Annotated in this window: 15 protein-coding genes; 10 read left to right on the top strand and 5 right to left on the bottom strand. The window is 65.1% G+C overall.

The window, feature by feature from the left end; all coding sequences use genetic code 11:
* Positions 1–49 precede the first annotated feature (49 nt).
* From lptB to PSO31014_RS11650, 5 genes are read right to left on the bottom strand one after another with little or no spacing between them, the layout of a single operon-like run.
* Positions 50–820 carry an LPS export ABC transporter ATP-binding protein gene (lptB, locus tag PSO31014_RS11670; RefSeq protein WP_026131715.1) on the bottom strand — a complete coding sequence of 257 codons (771 nt, stop codon included), beginning with the start codon at positions 818–820 and terminating at the stop codon, positions 50–52.
* A gap of 25 nt (positions 821–845) precedes the next feature.
* On the bottom strand, positions 846–1544 hold the full coding sequence (gene lptA, locus PSO31014_RS11665) for a lipopolysaccharide transport periplasmic protein LptA (RefSeq protein WP_150551766.1): 699 nt from the start codon (positions 1542–1544) through the stop codon (positions 846–848).
* Positions 1541–2200 (bottom strand): LPS export ABC transporter periplasmic protein LptC, encoded by a 660-nt coding sequence (gene lptC, locus PSO31014_RS11660; protein ID WP_150551765.1) that lies wholly within the window; start codon positions 2198–2200, stop codon positions 1541–1543. Before lptC ends, lptA begins: the two co-directional genes overlap by 4 nt.
* A 23-nt stretch (positions 2201–2223) precedes the next feature.
* On the bottom strand, positions 2224–2796 hold the full coding sequence (locus PSO31014_RS11655; RefSeq protein ID WP_150551764.1) for a KdsC family phosphatase: 573 nt from the start codon (positions 2794–2796) through the stop codon (positions 2224–2226).
* Positions 2797–2807: 11 nt separating this feature from the next.
* A complete protein-coding gene (locus PSO31014_RS11650; protein ID WP_150551763.1) occupies positions 2808–3788 on the bottom strand; it encodes a KpsF/GutQ family sugar-phosphate isomerase in 981 nt (326 codons plus the stop codon).
* A 205-nt stretch (positions 3789–3993) separates the two neighbouring features.
* On the opposite strand from PSO31014_RS11650, the gene PSO31014_RS11645 reads away from it, so the two are divergent.
* The 10 genes from PSO31014_RS11645 (at position 3994) to purU (ending at position 15984) form a co-directional block, all read left to right on the top strand.
* On the top strand, positions 3994–5976 hold the full coding sequence (locus tag PSO31014_RS11645) for a monovalent cation:proton antiporter family protein (protein WP_150551762.1): 1983 nt from the start codon (positions 3994–3996) through the stop codon (positions 5974–5976).
* A gap of 151 nt (positions 5977–6127) precedes the next feature.
* The gene (locus tag PSO31014_RS11640) at positions 6128–6679 is read left to right on the top strand and encodes an adenine phosphoribosyltransferase (protein ID WP_174966532.1); all 552 of its coding nucleotides are present in this window, start codon (positions 6128–6130) and stop codon (positions 6677–6679) included.
* A gap of 78 nt (positions 6680–6757) precedes the next feature.
* Entirely contained in the window at positions 6758–7372 is a 615-nt protein-coding gene (locus tag PSO31014_RS11635; protein ID WP_150551761.1) for a LysE family translocator, read from the top strand.
* A gap of 83 nt (positions 7373–7455) precedes the next feature.
* Positions 7456–8211: a DeoR/GlpR family DNA-binding transcription regulator gene (locus tag PSO31014_RS11630; protein ID WP_017232639.1), complete on the top strand. Its 756-nt coding sequence runs from the start codon at positions 7456–7458 to the stop codon at positions 8209–8211.
* Positions 8212–8533: 322 nt separating this feature from the next.
* Positions 8534–9427 (top strand): phosphonate ABC transporter ATP-binding protein, encoded by an 894-nt coding sequence (phnC, locus tag PSO31014_RS11625; RefSeq protein WP_150551760.1) that lies wholly within the window; start codon positions 8534–8536, stop codon positions 9425–9427.
* Positions 9428–9443: 16 nt separating this feature from the next.
* Positions 9444–10412 carry a phosphonate ABC transporter substrate-binding protein gene (gene phnD / locus PSO31014_RS11620; protein ID WP_130024782.1) on the top strand — a complete coding sequence of 323 codons (969 nt, stop codon included), beginning with the start codon at positions 9444–9446 and terminating at the stop codon, positions 10410–10412.
* Positions 10413–10585: 173 nt separating this feature from the next.
* Entirely contained in the window at positions 10586–11392 is an 807-nt protein-coding gene (phnE, locus tag PSO31014_RS11615) for a phosphonate ABC transporter, permease protein PhnE (protein WP_150551759.1), read from the top strand.
* Positions 11393–11559: 167 nt separating this feature from the next.
* Complete coding sequence (locus tag PSO31014_RS11610) at positions 11560–14049, top strand: GcvT family protein (RefSeq protein ID WP_150551758.1); 2490 nt, start codon at positions 11560–11562, stop codon at positions 14047–14049.
* Between the two features lie 146 nt (positions 14050–14195).
* Positions 14196–15047, top strand: a complete 852-nt coding sequence (locus PSO31014_RS11605) for an NUDIX hydrolase (protein ID WP_150551757.1) — start codon at positions 14196–14198, stop codon at positions 15045–15047.
* 64 nt (positions 15048–15111) lie between these two features.
* Entirely contained in the window at positions 15112–15984 is an 873-nt protein-coding gene (gene purU / locus PSO31014_RS11600; RefSeq protein ID WP_150551756.1) for a formyltetrahydrofolate deformylase, read from the top strand.
* The last annotated feature ends 6 nt before the right edge of the window (positions 15985–15990 follow it).

The following is a 15990-nucleotide window of genomic DNA, read 5'->3' as shown; positions in this document are numbered from 1 at the left end:
CCAGCCCGGCCCCCTATCGGAGGCAGGGTTTACATGCGAAAAATTTGCTTTACATCCGGAAGTTTTCGCCCAGATATACGCGCCGGACGCTTTCGTCGGCCACGATCTGGTCGGGCGTGCCGGCGGCGAGCACCGAGCCTTCGCTGATGATGTAGGCGTGATCGCAGATGCCGAGCGTCTCGCGTACGTTGTGGTCGGTAATCAGGACACCGATGCCACGATCTTTCAGAAAACGCACGATTCGCTGAATTTCCAGCACGGCGATCGGATCGACGCCCGCGAACGGTTCGTCAAGCAAAATAAAGCGCGGTTGCGTGGCCAGGGCGCGGGCGATTTCCACGCGGCGGCGTTCGCCGCCCGAGAGCGACATCGCCGGATTCTCGCGCAAATGGCTCACCTGCAACTCGTCGAGCAGCGCTTCGATGCGTCGGTCGATCTCGTCGCGCTTGAGCGGCTTGCCGTGCGCGTCGAGCTGCAATTCGAGCACCGCCCGGATGTTGTCTTCGACGGTGAGCTTGCGGAACACCGACGCTTCCTGCGGCAGGTACGAGACGCCCATGCGGGCGCGCTCGTGAATCGGCAGTTCACTGATCACGTTGCCGTCGAGCTGGATCTCGCCGTCGTCGGCGGGCACGAGGCCCACGATCATGTAGAACGATGTCGTCTTGCCCGCGCCATTCGGGCCGAGCAGTCCCACGACTTCGCCGCTCTTCACATCGAGCGAGACGTCCTTGACGACAGTACGGGCACCGTATTGTTTCTTGAGCGAGCGCACGACGAGCGCGCTCGGCTTGCCGGATTGACCGTCGCCCGGATGGATCGTCGAGGCGTTGCTGTTGACAGGATTACTCACGCGGATTCCCGATGCTTTTGGAGGGAGACAGCGGCGGCAGATCGCCCTTGGGCGCGGCCGCCGGCTTGCTCGCGTCGCCGGCGCTTGCCTGGTTCGCGCCAGTGGCATTGCGCGGGGCGAGCGTGGCGCGCACGCGGCCGTTCGGATTGTTGGCGTTGACCTGATCGGCACCGCTGTTGGCGGTATAAACCTCGTTGTACGTGTCGTACGTGATCACGCTACCGTGAATCTCGTCGAGCACCCTCGTGCCGCCGGCCAGACGCTTGAGCGTGGCTTGAGTGGTCAGCGTGGCGACTTCGGTCTTGCCGTTGTAATAGATCGTCTGGCCCCAGCCGTCGATGTATTCGTCCAGGCCGTCGCGCTTCTGGCGCATGTAGGCGAGCGGGCCGCCCGGTTTGTAATAGGCCGTGGCGTACTGATAGCCCTCCGGATCCTGGGTCACTTCGACGCGATCGGCCTTGAGGAGAATCGTCCCCTTGGTCATCGTCACGTTGCCGGTAAAGATGTTGACCTGCTTGAGGTCGTCGTAGCTCATGTGATCCGACTCGATATTGAGCGGCTTGTCGCGGTCGGCGCGTTCGGCATGGGCAAGCGGCGACGCGAGTGCGCCGAGCACGGCGAAGGCGGCGGCCAGTGCGCGTAGGCGACGCAGCGACAGGGAGACGGGGCGCGGTTGGCGGCGATCGGTCATGGGGTCTTGGGGCCCGGTTTGGTCTGAGTTGGCGCGCTCGGCGCGGCGGCCGGTGTCGGGCGAGTGCCGCCCAGTTCCGCCGGCTGGATCGTGCCGTGAACATTGCCGAGCAATTGTACGGCGCGTGAGATGTTATTGAAAATCATGCCGTCGCCGTACATCACGGAAGCGCCGCGGAACAGCTGGACTGGCAATTCCGTGCGAACGATGTCGTCGTTGACGAGCACCTGGAAGTGCTCGGACAGCGCGCGCATCTCCGGATCGCGCGGTCCGGCCTGACGTACCACGACCGCATCGTCGTACAGATCGACGACCGACATGTCGGCATTGAGGGTGCCGCGTTTGCTCGTGGCGGTCACTTCCGGTTGATTCGGCGTGAACGCGCGCACGGCGGGCATGGTCATGGCCGTGGTCTGGTCGTCCTCGAAATGCGTCATGTGCACGGCATTGACGCGGTATTGCGTGAGGCCGGTCGCCGACAGAGTGGAGATCACCATGTCGTCGGCGAAGTAATCCGGAATGTGCTGCTTTACATACGGCGCGCGGTCGGCATCCGACGGCAGCGTGCGTTGCACGAGCCAGTAGGTGCCGGCGGCCAGGCCGGCCAGCACGACGATGGCGATCAGCGAAGCGGGTGAGAGGCGTTGAGTGGCCATGGATGATCGGCTTCCTCGACGCGTCAGGCGAGCGCGTCGGCAAGCAGGGCGTCGTAACGTCCCTGGGCGCGCAGGATGAAGTCGCACAACTCGCGCACGGCGCCTTCGCCGCCGCGCGTGGCGGCAACCCAGTGGCAGCGTGCCTTGACTTCGGCGTGGGCATTGGCCGGGCAGGCTGCGAAGCCGACGCGGCTGAGGATCGGCAGATCGGGCCAGTCGTCGCCGATATGGCCACAGACCTCACTCGTCGCGGACACCTTGACGCACAGGTCTTCGAACGCGGCGCGTTTGTCCTGCACGCCCTGGTAGACGTGCGCGACACGAAGATCGGCCGCGCGTTTGGCGACGATTTCGGACTGGCGCCCGGTGATGATGGCCGTGACGATGCCGACCTCGGCGAGCAGCTTCAGGCCGTGGCCGTCGAGCGAATCGAAGGTCTTGATGACTTCCCCGGCCGGGCCGTAGCGCAGACCGCCGTCGGTGAGGACACCGTCGACGTCGAACACCATGACACGCAGGCGAGCGGCGCGCGCTGCGGCAGCGGTGGCGTCGAACGGGGCGGAATGGATGGGGTGGGCGATACTGGGCTGATTCATGGGCAAGCGGCTCACACGACCTTGGCGGCGAACAGGTCGTGCACGTTGAGCGCACCGACGAGGCGGTCGTTCTCGGTCACGAGCAATTGCGTGATGCCGAAACGTTCCATCAGTTCGGCGGCTTCGGCGGCGAGTTGGTCGGGGCCGATGCTGCGCGGGCCGGCCTTCATGACGTCGGCCAGCGTGAGCGTGGTGAAATCGAGCGTGCGCTTGAACAGGCGGCGCAGGTCGCCGTCCGTGAAGATGCCCACGACGCGATCGTCGGCATCGACAATGGCCGTCATGCCCAGACCCTTGGCGGTCATCTCGAGCAGGGCATCGGACAGGCTGGCATCGGAGCGCACGCGCGGAACGCGCTCGCCGGTGCGCATGACATCGCGCACGAACGTCAGCAGACGGCGGCCGAGCGCGCCACCCGGATGCGACCGGGCGAAGTCTTCGGCGCCGAAACCGCGCGCGTCGAGCAGCGTGACGGCAAGCGCATCGCCCAGGGCGAGGGCGGCCGTGGTGCTGGCGGTCGGTGCGAGGCCCAGCGGGCAGGCTTCTCGGTCGACGTGCGCGTCGAGGTGCACGTCGGACAGGCGCCCCAGGCTGGACGCGGCGTTGCCGGTCATGGCGATGAGCTTCGCGCCGATGCGCTTTATCATCGGAAGAATGCTGACCAGTTCCCCCGTCTCGCCGGAGTTGGACAGGGCGACAACGACGTCGTCGGTCGTGATCATGCCCAGGTCCCCGTGGCTGGCTTCGGCGGGGTGAACGAAGAAGGCGGGTGTGCCGGTGCTGGCGAACGTGGCGGCCAGTTTGCGGCCGATGTGGCCCGATTTGCCCATTCCGGTGACGACCACGCGCCCGCGGCAGGCGAGCAGCAGAGAGATCGCTTCGAAGAAGCTGTCGTCGAGGTGCGCGGAGACGCGTTCGATGGCGTCGGCTTCGGTGCGCAACACCTCCCGGGCGACCTCGAGTGCCCGGCCTGGATTGATTTTCGCTATCATGCGCGGAGTATATCAAAACGCACGCGGCGCCGAGGACAGCCGCGCCAGGCTTGACCCCGCACCGTTCGAGACCTCCCAGGAAGCGGCCCGGTACCTCGTCGGAGACCGCCGTGCGGACGCTATCTGGCACGGCACTTGCATAGCAAGTACCGCGTTCCGTCAGACCGCCAGCATTCAGATTCACTCAGGAAACCCACCTTAGCCGATGGCATCACCGCTCGAACTCACTCTCGTCCTGCTGTTTGCCGCCTGCGTCGGGGTGGTGTTGTTCCGCATGCTTCATCTGCCGCCGATGCTCGGCTACCTGAGCGTGGGCATCGTGATCGGCCCGCACGCGGTTGCGCTGGCCGCCGACACGCAGCGCGTGCAATATCTCGCGGAGTTCGGCGTTGTCTTCCTGATGTTCTCCATCGGCATCGAATTTTCACTACCGAAGCTCAGGACCATGCGCCGGATCGTGCTCGGGCTGGGCGTATCCCAGGTCATGGGAACGCTGCTCGTGGCGGTGGGACTGGGGGCGCTCGTCAACCTGTTCTGGTCGTTCTCCTGGCAGGCTTCGGTGGCGCTGGGCGGCGCGCTGGCCATGTCCTCGACGGCCATCGTCACCAAGATGCTGGCGGAGCGCCTGGAACTCGAGACGGAGCATGGCCGCAACATCATGGGGGTGCTGCTGTTCCAGGATCTGGCAGTCGTGCCGTTGCTGATCGTGATCTCCGCGCTGGGCGGCAACCCGAAGGCGCTGGTCCTGGCACTGTCGCTGGCGGCGCTCAAGATCACCGGGGCGCTCGCGCTGTTGCTCTGGATTGGCCAGAAACTGGTCGGACGCTGGTTCCACATCGTGGCGGCGAGGCGCTCGCAAGAGCTGTTCATGCTCAACCTGTTGCTGCTCACGCTCGGGCTGGCCTATGTCACCGAGAACCTTGGCCTGTCGATGGCGCTCGGCGCGTTCATCGCCGGCATGCTCATCGCCGAGACGCCGTTCCGCCATCAGGTGGAAGACGACATCAAGCCATTTCGCGACGTGCTGCTGGGGCTGTTCTTCATCACGACCGGCATGTTGCTCGATCCGTCCATCGTGGTGCAGCAGCCGCTGCTCGTGCTGCTGTTCTTCGTTGGCCCGCTGGTCGTCAAATTCACATTGATCGCGGGGCTTGCGCGCCTGTTCGGCAGCCCGCCCGGCACGGCGATCCGCACTGGCCTGGGCCTGGCGCAGGCGGGCGAATTCGGTTTCGTGCTGCTCAATCTGGTGATCGACCGGCACCTGCTCGACCCGTCGCTGTCGCAAGCCGTGCTTGCGGGCATGCTGCTCTCGATGCTGTGCGCGCCGTTTCTCATCATCAACGCCGACCGTATCGCGCTGCGCTTCGTCGCCAATGAATGGATGATGCAGTCGTTGCAGATGACGAAGATCGCCACGCAGAGCATCAAGACGTCGGGCCACGTCATCATCTGCGGCTATGGCCGCTGCGGCCAGAATTTGGCGCGCATGCTCGAACAGGAGGGCATCGGCTATGTGGCACTCGATCTCGACCCCGATCGAGTGATGGAGGCGGCCAGCTCCGGCGAGACGGTCGTCTTCGGCGATGCCGCCCGGCGCGAGGCGCTGGTCGCGGCCGGGATTCACCGCGCCGCCGGCATCGTGGTGACCTACGACAGCACCCCCGCGGCGCTCAAGGTGCTGTCACAGGTGCAGGCGTTGGAGCCGACCTTGCCGGTGGTCGTGCGCACGGTCGACGACACCCACATGGACGAACTGATCGCGGCGGGCGCGACCGAAGTCGTGCCCGAGATCGTGGAGGGCAGCCTGATGCTGGCGTCGCATGCGCTGGTGCTTCTGGGCGTGCCGATGCGCCGCGTGCTGCGCAGGGTGGCGCAGGCGCGTAACGAGCGTTACAGCCTGCTGCGGGGTTACTTCCACGGCCTCGACGACGAGGACGAGGGCGGCGAGCGCGAGCAGGTCAGACTGCAATCGGTGCCGCTCACGCTTCACTCGGACGCGGTCGGGCGCACGCTCGGTGAACTTCGGCTCGACAAGCTCGGCGTGACGGTCACGGCCATCCGTCGGCATGGCATTCGCGGGGTCGAGCCGGTGTCGGAGACGCGTCTGATGGCGGAGGACATCGTGGTGCTGCGCGGATTGCCCGACAAGCTGGTCGAGGCCGAGGCGCGTCTGCGCGGCCACGAATAGACGGCGACGAATGGACGACCCGGCCGCGAAGGGGCATGCTGCCGGGGCGCGCACCATGCGCCGGGCGGCGCTGCCCGCGCCCTCGCGGGGCGCCGGGCGATTTTTGGCATAATGTGGCGTGTTTCCCCTCAGTATCCCAAGAAGGATCCCCGTGCAGATCGACGAGTCCCCTGCCGCCTATATCAAGAGCCAGATTCGCACCGTGCCGGACTGGCCCGCGCCGGGCGTGCAGTTCCGCGACATTACCCCGTTGCTCAAGAACCCGCGCACCTTGCGCGTGCTCATCGATGTGTTCGTGCATCGGTACATGACGCAGCGTCCGGATTACATTGCGGGTCTCGACGCGCGCGGCTTCATCCTCGGATCGATCCTCGCGTACGAATTGAACATCGGCTTCATCCCGATTCGCAAGAAAGGCAAGCTGCCGTATCAGACGGTCGCGGAGGAATACGAACTCGAATACGGCAGTGCGACGGTCGAGATTCATGCCGATGCCTGCGGCCCCGGCGACCGCGTGCTGCTCATCGACGACCTGGTCGCCACCGGCGGCACGATGCTCGCCGGCAAGAAGCTTCTGGAGCGCTTGGGGGCAACGGTCATCGAAGGGGCGGCCATCGTCGACCTGCCGGAGCTGGGCGGCTCGCGCCTGATTCGAGACGCCGGATTGCCGCTCTTCCTGCTGTGCTCGTTCGAAGGCCACTGAACCCGGTTGCCTGAGCGGACGCTTTGCCGCGTCCCCCGTTTCCCTGATCATCCCCATCACCCGACTTCGGACGCGCCGATGCCCAATCTCTGGCTGTTCTTGCTGACCTCGGTGGCGATCACGCTTGCACCGGGGCCGGACAACATGCAGGTCATCGCGCGCGGCATTGCGCAGGGGCGTCGGGCGGGGCTGGCCGCGGCGGCCGGTTTCACGTCGGGATGTCTCTTTCACACGAGCGTCGCGGCCGTCGGTCTGGCCGCCGTGCTGCGTTCGTCGCCGTGGGCCTTCGAGGGGATCAAGCTCGCGGGGGCCGCCTATCTGATCTGGATCGGCATCAAGGCGTTGCGCGCGCGCGGCGCTCTGGCGTTGGCCAACGAGGCCGCGCCGCAACCGCTCGGGGCCGTCTTTCGTCAAAGCGTGCTGGCGAATATGCTCAACCCCAAGGTCACGTTGTTTTTCCTGGTGTTCCTGCCCCAGTTCGTGAGTGCCGACACGGCCCATCCGGGCGCGCAGATGCTGTTGCTCGGCCTGGTGTTCATGGCGCAGACCATTGTCGTGTTCAGCGCTTACGGATGGTTCGCCGGCGTGCTGGGCACGTGGCTCAAGCGACGCCCCGGGGCAGGGCGCTGGCTCGACCGTGCCGCCGGCGCCATTTTCATCGGCCTGGGCTTGCGCGTCGCGCTACAGGCATAGGACGCCCGCGCACCCACGCATGAGCGGCGGCGCCCGCGCCGATGCCCTCCCAGAATTCGTAGTCCCACCGACATTGCCACATCATGCTTGCCGAACAACGCCAACAGTACGTGCTTGAACAACTTGCCAAGACCGGGGCCCTCGCGATCAGCGATCTCGTGCGTGAGCTGGGGGTGTCGCGCGAGACGGTGCGCCGCGACCTCAACACGCTCGCCGCGCGCGGGCTGCTGCTCATGACGCACGGCGGCGCGCTGGCCGCCGATCGCAGCGAACCCGACTGGACACTGCGCGAGAACGTCAACGCCGTGGGCAAGCGGGCCATCGGCATGCGCGCGGCGGAACTCGTGCCCGACGGGGCGTCGGTGATCATCGACTACGGCACGACCACGCGGGCGGTGGCGCAGGCGCTGCTTGCCAAGCATCGGTTGCGCATCTACACGAACGACTGGCAGATCGCGCGATTGCTGGGCCGTCATCACGACAATCAGGTGACGCTGCTCGGCGGCGAACTGCAGGACAACGAAGATGCCGTGCAGGGCTGGGATGCCATCAACCAGATATCGCAATACCATGCCGACTTCGCATTCATCGGCGTAGGCGGCGTGACCGAGGACGGTGGCATTACCGACTTCAACCGCGCGGCCGCCGAGCTTCGCGCGCGCATGCTGCTGTGTGCGAACATCTCGGCCGTGGTGGCGGACCACACCAAGTTCGGGCGCGTGACGCCCGTGCGTATCCGCCATTTCGAGGCGGCCCGCTACCTCATCAGCGACGCCGCGCCGCACAAGAGCATGCTGGCCCAACTGCGCGCTCGCGGCCCGGAACTCCTCATCGCGTAAATGTGTAGACAACATCGGCGCTCGACCCCGAGGCCGATGACGTCGCGCCCCGCTCGGCGCGACTTCGGCACCCGCACATCCGTGCGCGCTGTCGCGCCGAAAACGTTGTTAACTCCTTGACCCAATAAGGATTTTCAACGCCCATCGAAAAGCTCATCGATTGTCACTGTCTTGTCATCGGCACTTCTTAGACTGCTGTCACTTTTGGCACAAATTGCCACAAAACAGCTAGTCGAGCGATGCGGGCGACGTGCTCCCACCCTGGGGCGCGGTTAGCGGGAAAGCATCGGATCGGACCGGCGAGTCGATTGACAGGTGACCCGTGGACGAAGCAATTCGAATCGAGCGACTGACCAAGACTTTCGGGGGCGGCCGCCGTGCGCTCGACGAGGTGGCGCTTACCGTGATGCCGGGCGAAATGGTCGCCCTGATCGGGGCATCGGGCTCGGGCAAGTCGACGCTGATGCGTCACATGGCGGGTTTCGTGGCGGCCGATCTGCAACCGGGCGGTATCGACATACTCGGTCGTCCGATTCAGCGCGACGGCCGCATCGTGCGCGAAGTGCGCCAGATTCGTCGTGACATCGGGTTCGTCTTCCAGCAGTTCAACCTGGTGGGTCGCATGCCGGTGATCACCAACGTGCTGACGGGCCTGCTCGCGCGCGTGCCCCTGTGGCGCAGCCTGCTGTTCCGCTTCACGCCGGCAGAGCGTCAGGCGGCGATGGCGGCGCTCGCCGAGGTCGGCATCGCCGATCTGGCGTTCCAGCGCGCCAGCACGCTCTCGGGCGGTCAGCAACAGCGCGCGGCGCTGGCGCGCACGCTGGTGCAGGGCGCGAAGATCATTCTTGCGGACGAACCGATTGCGTCGCTCGATCCGGAGTCGGCCCGCAAGGTGATGGACATGCTGGCCCGCATGAACCGCGATCACAAACTGACGGTCGTCGTCTCGCTGCATCAGGTGGATGTCGCCATGCGCTACTGCGTGCGAACCGTCGCCCTGCATCAGGGGCGCGTGGTGTACGACGGCCCGTCCGCGGCGCTCACGCCCGACCTGCTGCGCCGCCTGTATGGCGTGCAGGCAAGCGAACTGCTTAACGACCACGCTGACCACGCCGACGACAGCGACGCTGCCGACGCTTCTCCGCGCGCAACCGGCCCCGCGCCGGCCAATGCGCAAGCCCCATTCCTCACCTCGATGTCCCTCAGTCTGACCTGACCAGGAGCTTGCTCTCATGAAACTTTGGAAAACCCTGTTGGCCGGCGCGGCCATGCTCGCCTCGGTGGCGGCAGTGCACGCGCAGGAAATCAATTTCGGCATCATCTCGACCGACTCGAGCGCGGCACTGCGCCAGCGTTGGCAGCCGCTGATCGACGACATGGAGAAGCAAACCGGCATCAAGGTGACGCCGTTCTTCGCCACCGACTACGCCGGCGTGATCGAAGGCATGCGCTTCAACAAGGTGCAGCTCGCCTGGCTGGGCAACAAGGCCGCGATGGAAGCCGTGGACCGCTCGCAAGGCGAAGTCTTCGCGAAGATCATGTACGCCGACGGCACCGAAGGCTACTACTCGCTGCTGATCGCGAACAAGGCGAGCCCGTACAAGACGCTCGACGACGTGATCAAGAACGGCAAGAAGATCAACTTCGGCCTGGGCGATCCGACCTCGACGTCGGGCACGCTGGTGCCGGGCTACTACGTGTTCGCGAAGCACAACATCGATCCGCGCACGTACTTCAAAACCGCGCGCAGCTCGAATCACGGCGCCAACCTGATGGCCGTGCTCAACAACCAGGTCGACGTGGCCACCAACAACACCGAAGAGATCGACAAGCTCGAGGCAACGCAGCCGGAGAAGGCCAAGCAGGTGCAGGTGATCTGGAAGTCGCCGCTGATCCCGTCGGATCCGCTGGTGTGGCGCAAGGACCTGCCGGAAGCGACGAAGAAGAAGATTCGCGACTTCTTCCTGGCGTACGGCAAGGACGCGCATGAGAAGGAAGTGCTGAAGAACATCTACAACTACGGCGGCTTTCGTGCGTCGAGCAATGCGCAACTGCTGCCGATCCGCCAGCTCGAGTTGTTCAAGCAAAAGCAACAGATCCAGTCGGATGCCAACCTCGATGCCGCCAAGAAGCAATCGCAATTGACCGACATCGACAGCAAGCTCGCCGCGCTCGATCAGGAAATGAGCAAAACGAAGTAAGCGCCCGATTGCCTGGGCGTGGAACGACACAATGTCACAGGGCGGCGCGCGGGCGTTGTTCTGTGATCGGTGACGGCGGGCCAGGTCATCTGGCCCGCCGTGACCTCTGATGACCTCTGTGGTCCGATGATTTTCCGGTCGATGCTGCACCGGCTTGCCTTGTGGTACACGACATGAACACCAGCGTATCTCTCTCCGCAAATGGCCGCCTGCCGGGCGAGCCGCCCAAGCGTTCGTGGCTGACGTTGATCGGCTGGGGCGCATTCTTCCTGATCCTGGTGTGGTCGTGGGGCGGCGCCGACATGCGTCCGCTCGATCTGATTCGCGATTCCGGCAACATGAGCCAATTCGCGCACGATTTCTTCCCGCCCGATTTCCACGACTGGCGCGTGTATGTCCACGAGATGCTCGTGACCATCCACATCGCCGTTTGGGGCACGGTGCTCGCCGTGGTGTGCTCCGTACCGATGGGGTTGCTTTCGGCGTCGAACATGGTGCCGGCGTGGGTGTATCAACCGGTGCGCCGCGTGATGGACGCCTGCCGCGCGATCAATGAGATGGTCTTTGCGATGCTCTTCATCGTGGCGGTAGGGCTTGGCCCGTTCGCCGGGGTGCTGGCGCTGTGGGTGCATACGACGGGCACGCTCTCGAAACTGTTCGCCGAAGCGGTCGAAGCAATCGATCCGCGTCCGGTCGAAGGCGTGCGGGCCACCGGGGCGCGCGCGATCGATGAAATCCTGTACGGCGTGCTGCCGCAGGTCATGCCGCTGTGGATCTCGTACACGCTGTACCGCTTCGAGTCGAATGTGCGTTCGGCGTCGGTGGTCGGCATGGTCGGCGCGGGTGGCATCGGCGTGGTGCTCTACGAAGTGATCCGCAGCTTCGAGTACGCGCAGACCTGTGCCGTGATGCTCATCATGATTGTGGTTGTCACGTGCATCGACGTGTTTTCGGCCCGTGTGCGCAAGCACGTGATCTGATCGTCCCGCCGCGTCCATCGCGTCAATCCGCAAAGGGCACTTGGGTGCCCTTTGCTTTTTCCCGACGGCAGCCGCCTCGCGACGGCGCCGAGTCCCGCACAGCGGCCAATGCCGATCGCCCGGGCCGTGACGCTCGTCCCGGCGCGCGGCCAAACTGGAGCCTCCCCATGCCCTCAGCCTTGCCCACTCAAGCTCGCGTCGTCATCGTCGGTGGCGGCATCGTCGGCTGTTCGGTCGCCTATCACCTCGCCAAACTCGGTTGGACGGATGTTGTCCTGCTGGAGCAGGGACAGTTGTCGTGCGGCACGACGTGGCACGCGGCGGGGCTGGTCGGCCAGTTGCGCTCGCAGGAGAGCATGACGAAGCTCATCCGCTATTCGACGAAGCTCTACAGCGAACTGGAAGCGGAGACGGGGCTCGCCACGGGCTGGAAGGCATGCGGGTCGTTGTCGGTGGCACGCACCCAGGCGCGCATGACGCAACTCAAGCGCACGGCGGCGGCGGCGCGTGCCTATGGCGTGCAGTGCGACGTGATCTCGCCGCGCGAGGCCGGCGAACTCTGGCCGGTGATGCGCACCGACGATCTCGTGGGCGGGGTGTGGCTGCCGGGCGACGGCAAGGCCAACCCGACCGATCTCACGCAGGCGCTCGCGCGCGGCGCGCGCAGCCGTGGCGTGCGCATCGTGGAGAACACGCGCATCACGGCGATTCACACGGCGTCGCCTGGCGGGATTCGCACGGCGACCGGGGTGTCCTGGAGCAATAAAGACGGCGAAAGCGGGCGCATCGACGCGGAGATCGTCGTGAACTGCGCGGGGCAGTGGGCCAAGGCCGTGGGTCGTCTGTGCGATGTGAGCGTGCCGCTGCATTCGGCCGAGCACTACTACATCGTGACGGAACGGATCGCGGGCGTGCATCCCGATCTGCCGGTCATGCGCGACCCGGACGGCTACATCTACTTCAAGGAGGAAGTCGGCGGTCTGGTGATGGGCGGCTTCGAGCCGAACGCCAAGCCGTGGGGCATGAACGGCATTCCCGAGAATTTCGAATTTCAACTGCTGCCCGACGACTGGGACCAGTTCGAGATCCTCATGGAGAACGCATTGATGCGTGTGCCCGCGCTCGAGACAGCGCAGATCCGGCAGTTCTACAACGGCCCTGAGTCGTTCACGCCGGACAACAACTTCATGCTCGGCGAAGCGCCCGAGCTGCGCAATTTCTACGTTGGCGCGGGCTTCAATTCGATGGGCATTGCGTCGGCAGGCGGGGCCGGCATGGCGCTGGCCGAGTGGATCGTGGCGGGCGAGCCGACGATGGACCTCTGGCCCGTCGATATCCGCCGCTTTGCACGATTCAACGGCAACGATACCTGGCTGCACGATCGCGTGAAGGAGACGCTCGGCCTGCACTACGCCATGCCGTGGCCGAATCGCGAACTGGACACGGCACGGCCGTTCCGTCGCTCGCCACTGTACGCGACGCTGCTCGCCAAAGGCGCCTGCTTCGGCAGCAAGATGGGCTGGGAGCGGCCGAACTTCTTCGCGCCGTCGCCCGAGCAGGCGACGATCGATTACGGCTTCGGTCAGCAGAACTGGCACGCGTGGAGTGCCGCCGAGCATCGCGCGTGCCGCGAGGCCGTCGCGCTGTTTGACATGAGTTCTTTCTCGAAGCTGCTCATCAAGGGCCGCGATGCCGAGCGCGTGTTGCAGGCGTTGTGTACCAATGACGTGGCCGTGCCGCCTGGGCGCACCGTCTACACGGGAATGCTCGACGAGCGCGGTGGCTACGAGTCGGACTTCACGCTCACGCGTCTCGCGCCCGATCAATACCTGATGGTCACCGGTTCGGCGCAGACGACCCGTGACATGGACTATCTCGAACGGCGCATTGCCCAACGGCCCGACGATCCGCGCTGTACGGTCGTCGACGTCACCGGGCAGTACGCGGTACTGGCGCTCATGGGACCGAACTCGCGCGCGCTCTTGCAGCAGGTGTCGCGAGCCGATTTTTCCAACGAGGCGTTTGCGTTCGGCACGAGCCGGGAAATCGATCTCGGCTACGCCACGGTGCGCGCCACGCGCCTGACCTACGTCGGCGAACTCGGCTGGGAGCTGTACGTGCCCGTCGAATTCGCGGTGGACGTTTATGAAACGCTGCACGCGTCGGGTGCAGCCTACGGATTGAGGGACGCGGGCTACTACGCGGTCGACTCGCTGCGCATCGAGAAAGGCTATCGTGCCTGGGGGCGAGAACTGACCCCGGACACGAACCCGGTGCAAGCGGGGCTGACGTTCGCATGCAAGCTGGCCAGCGGACTCCCGTTTGTCGGACGTACGGCGGTCGAACTGGCCAAATCGACGGGGGTACGCCGCAGGCTTGTCAGCGTGGTGCTCGACGGGGCGAGCGACAAGATGCTTTGGGGCGGCGAGGCGCTGCTGCGCAATGGCCAACCGGTCGGATTCCTGTCGTCGGCCGCGTACGGTCACACGATTGGTGCGCCCGTCGGGCTTGCGTATCTGACGAATCCCGATGGGGCGGTGTCCGCCGAGTACATGGAGACGGGCCGCTACCAGATCGATCTGGCGGGCGAGCGGTTCGATGCCCGAGTGCAACTGCGCGCGCTGTACGACCCGAAGGGCGAGCGTGTGAAAGCTTGAACGAGCGAGCCTGTCGCGACGGGCCACGACAACGACATGGGCTGCCGCGGCATCGGAGACAGGCGGACTCGCCGCCGCTTCTGTAAAATGCCGCTTTTGCCTCGATTTCGCGCGTCTCCGACGGGGGCGCGTCCGGTCTCTGACGTATGTCCTTTGCTTGTATTGCGGCGGCGCGCCGCTTCGACGACACGGCGCATCTGCCGCTCGTGATCGGTTCGCAGCGTTATGGGTGGATTCGCCGTCGCGACGCCGAGTCGCTGTGCCGTTGGCCCGACGTGTTCGAGATCAGTTCACTCGCGGTGCGGATTCATCCGCGCCACGATACGTGCGAAGCGCGCACGGCGGCGCTGGCGCCGGTCATCGAGGCGCTCGCGGCCGAGGGACTCATCACGGGTTGGCGCAACGAGCGTTACGCCATCCGGCAACGGCTCTACGATGCGCCGCTCGCGTGGATCGAGCGCGCGGCCTCGCGCTTTTTCGGCACGCGCACGTTCGCCGTGCATGTGAACGGTTACGTGCCGGCCCGGTTCGTGGGCGAAGCACCGAAGCTCTGGATTGCGCGGCGCAGTGTGCTCAAGGCAACCGATCCCGGTTGTCTCGACAATACGGCCGCCGGGGGCATCGGCAATGGGATCGGCGTGGGCGACACGCTCGTCAAGGAGTGCTGGGAAGAGGCCGGCATTCCGGCCCATCTGGCGAACGACGCGCGGCCTGGCCGCACGCTGCATATCCTCGCGGAAATTCCGGAGGGCGTGCAGTCCGAGCAGATTTTCGTCTACGATCTTGCGCTGCCGCGCGGCTTCGTGCCCGAGAACCAGGACGGCGAGGCGAGCGCACACTGGCTGTGCTCGGCCGGCGACGTGCGCGAGGTGATCGCAGACGGCAAGATGACCGTCGACGCGAGCCTCGCCAGTCTCGATTTCCTGCTGCGCGAGGGCGCCATTCGCACGAAGGACTGCGCCGGAATCGAGGCGTTGTTCAAGCCGGCGGACGAATGATCGAGACCATCGACACCGATTTCAACACTGCAACGACATTGCAAGCCTTTGCCCAGGAGCACTCATGGCACCGATCGAAAATAGCTACATTCTGAAGTTGTCCTGCCCGGACCGTCCCGGCATCGTCCACGCGGTGGCCGGTTTCCTGGTCGAGCGCGGCGGCAACATTCTCGACTCGGCCCAGTTCAACGATCGCTTCACCGGCGGCTTCTTCATGCGCGTGCATTTCCAGCAACTGCCGGGCCAGAGCGATCTGGCCGCGTTGCAGCGCGACTTTGCCCCGCTCGCCGTGCAGTACGAGATGCAGTGGGAGTTGGTCGACGCCGCGATCAAGCCGCGCGTGATGCTCATGGTCTCGAAGATCGGTCACTGCCTGAACGATCTGTTGTTCCGCTACAAGACGGGCCAGCTCAACATCGAGATCCCGGCCATCGTCTCGAACCACAAGGATTTCTACCAACTGGCCGCGAGCTACAACATTCCGTTCCATTACCTGCCGCTCATGAATGCAACGCCGGCATCGAAGGCGGCGCAGGAAGCGAAGGTGTATGAACTGGTGCGGGACAACGACATCGATCTGGTGGTGCTCGCGCGTTACATGCAGGTGCTGTCCAGCGATATGTGCGAGAAGCTCGCGGGCCGCGCGATCAACATTCACCACTCGTTCCTGCCGAGCTTCAAGGGCGCAAAGCCCTACTATCAGGCGTTCGACCGGGGCGTGAAGCTGATCGGGGCGACGGCGCACTACGTGACGTCCGATCTCGACGAAGGTCCGATCATCGAGCAGGAAGTCGAGCGCGTGGATCACACGATGGACCCGGAGCAACTGACCGCCATCGGGCGCGACGTGGAGTGTGTGGCGCTGGCGCGCGCCGTGCGTTATCACGCCGAGCATCGCATCCTGCTCAACGGTCACAAGACGGTGATCTTCCGCTAAACGACG

Source organism: Pandoraea soli (assembly GCF_902459595.1).
Lineage (GTDB): Bacteria > Pseudomonadota > Gammaproteobacteria > Burkholderiales > Burkholderiaceae > Pandoraea > Pandoraea cepalis.
The sequence above is the reverse complement of the archived record's forward strand: the minus strand, read 5'-3'. Positions and strand labels throughout refer to the sequence as shown.

What these genes read in the sequence shown, in the direction of transcription:
- lptA (WP_150551766.1), bottom strand. Translation starts at nt 1,544, where the DNA reads ATGACCGATCGCCGCCAACCGCGCCCCGTCTCCCTGTCGCTGCGTCGC.
- lptC (WP_150551765.1), bottom strand. Translation starts at nt 2,200, where the DNA reads ATGGCCACTCAACGCCTCTCACCCGCTTCGCTGATCGCCATCGTCGTG.
- PSO31014_RS11655 (WP_150551764.1), bottom strand. Translation starts at nt 2,796, where the DNA reads ATGAATCAGCCCAGTATCGCCCACCCCATCCATTCCGCCCCGTTCGAC.
- PSO31014_RS11650 (WP_150551763.1), bottom strand. Translation starts at nt 3,788, where the DNA reads ATGATAGCGAAAATCAATCCAGGCCGGGCACTCGAGGTCGCCCGGGAG.
- PSO31014_RS11645 (WP_150551762.1), top strand. Translation starts at nt 3,994, where the DNA reads ATGGCATCACCGCTCGAACTCACTCTCGTCCTGCTGTTTGCCGCCTGC.
- PSO31014_RS11635 (WP_150551761.1), top strand. Translation starts at nt 6,758, where the DNA reads ATGCCCAATCTCTGGCTGTTCTTGCTGACCTCGGTGGCGATCACGCTT.
- PSO31014_RS11630 (WP_017232639.1), top strand. Translation starts at nt 7,456, where the DNA reads ATGCTTGCCGAACAACGCCAACAGTACGTGCTTGAACAACTTGCCAAG.
- phnD (WP_130024782.1), top strand. Translation starts at nt 9,444, where the DNA reads ATGAAACTTTGGAAAACCCTGTTGGCCGGCGCGGCCATGCTCGCCTCG.
- phnE (WP_150551759.1), top strand. Translation starts at nt 10,586, where the DNA reads ATGAACACCAGCGTATCTCTCTCCGCAAATGGCCGCCTGCCGGGCGAG.
- PSO31014_RS11610 (WP_150551758.1), top strand. Translation starts at nt 11,560, where the DNA reads ATGCCCTCAGCCTTGCCCACTCAAGCTCGCGTCGTCATCGTCGGTGGC.
- PSO31014_RS11605 (WP_150551757.1), top strand. Translation starts at nt 14,196, where the DNA reads ATGTCCTTTGCTTGTATTGCGGCGGCGCGCCGCTTCGACGACACGGCG.
- purU (WP_150551756.1), top strand. Translation starts at nt 15,112, where the DNA reads ATGGCACCGATCGAAAATAGCTACATTCTGAAGTTGTCCTGCCCGGAC.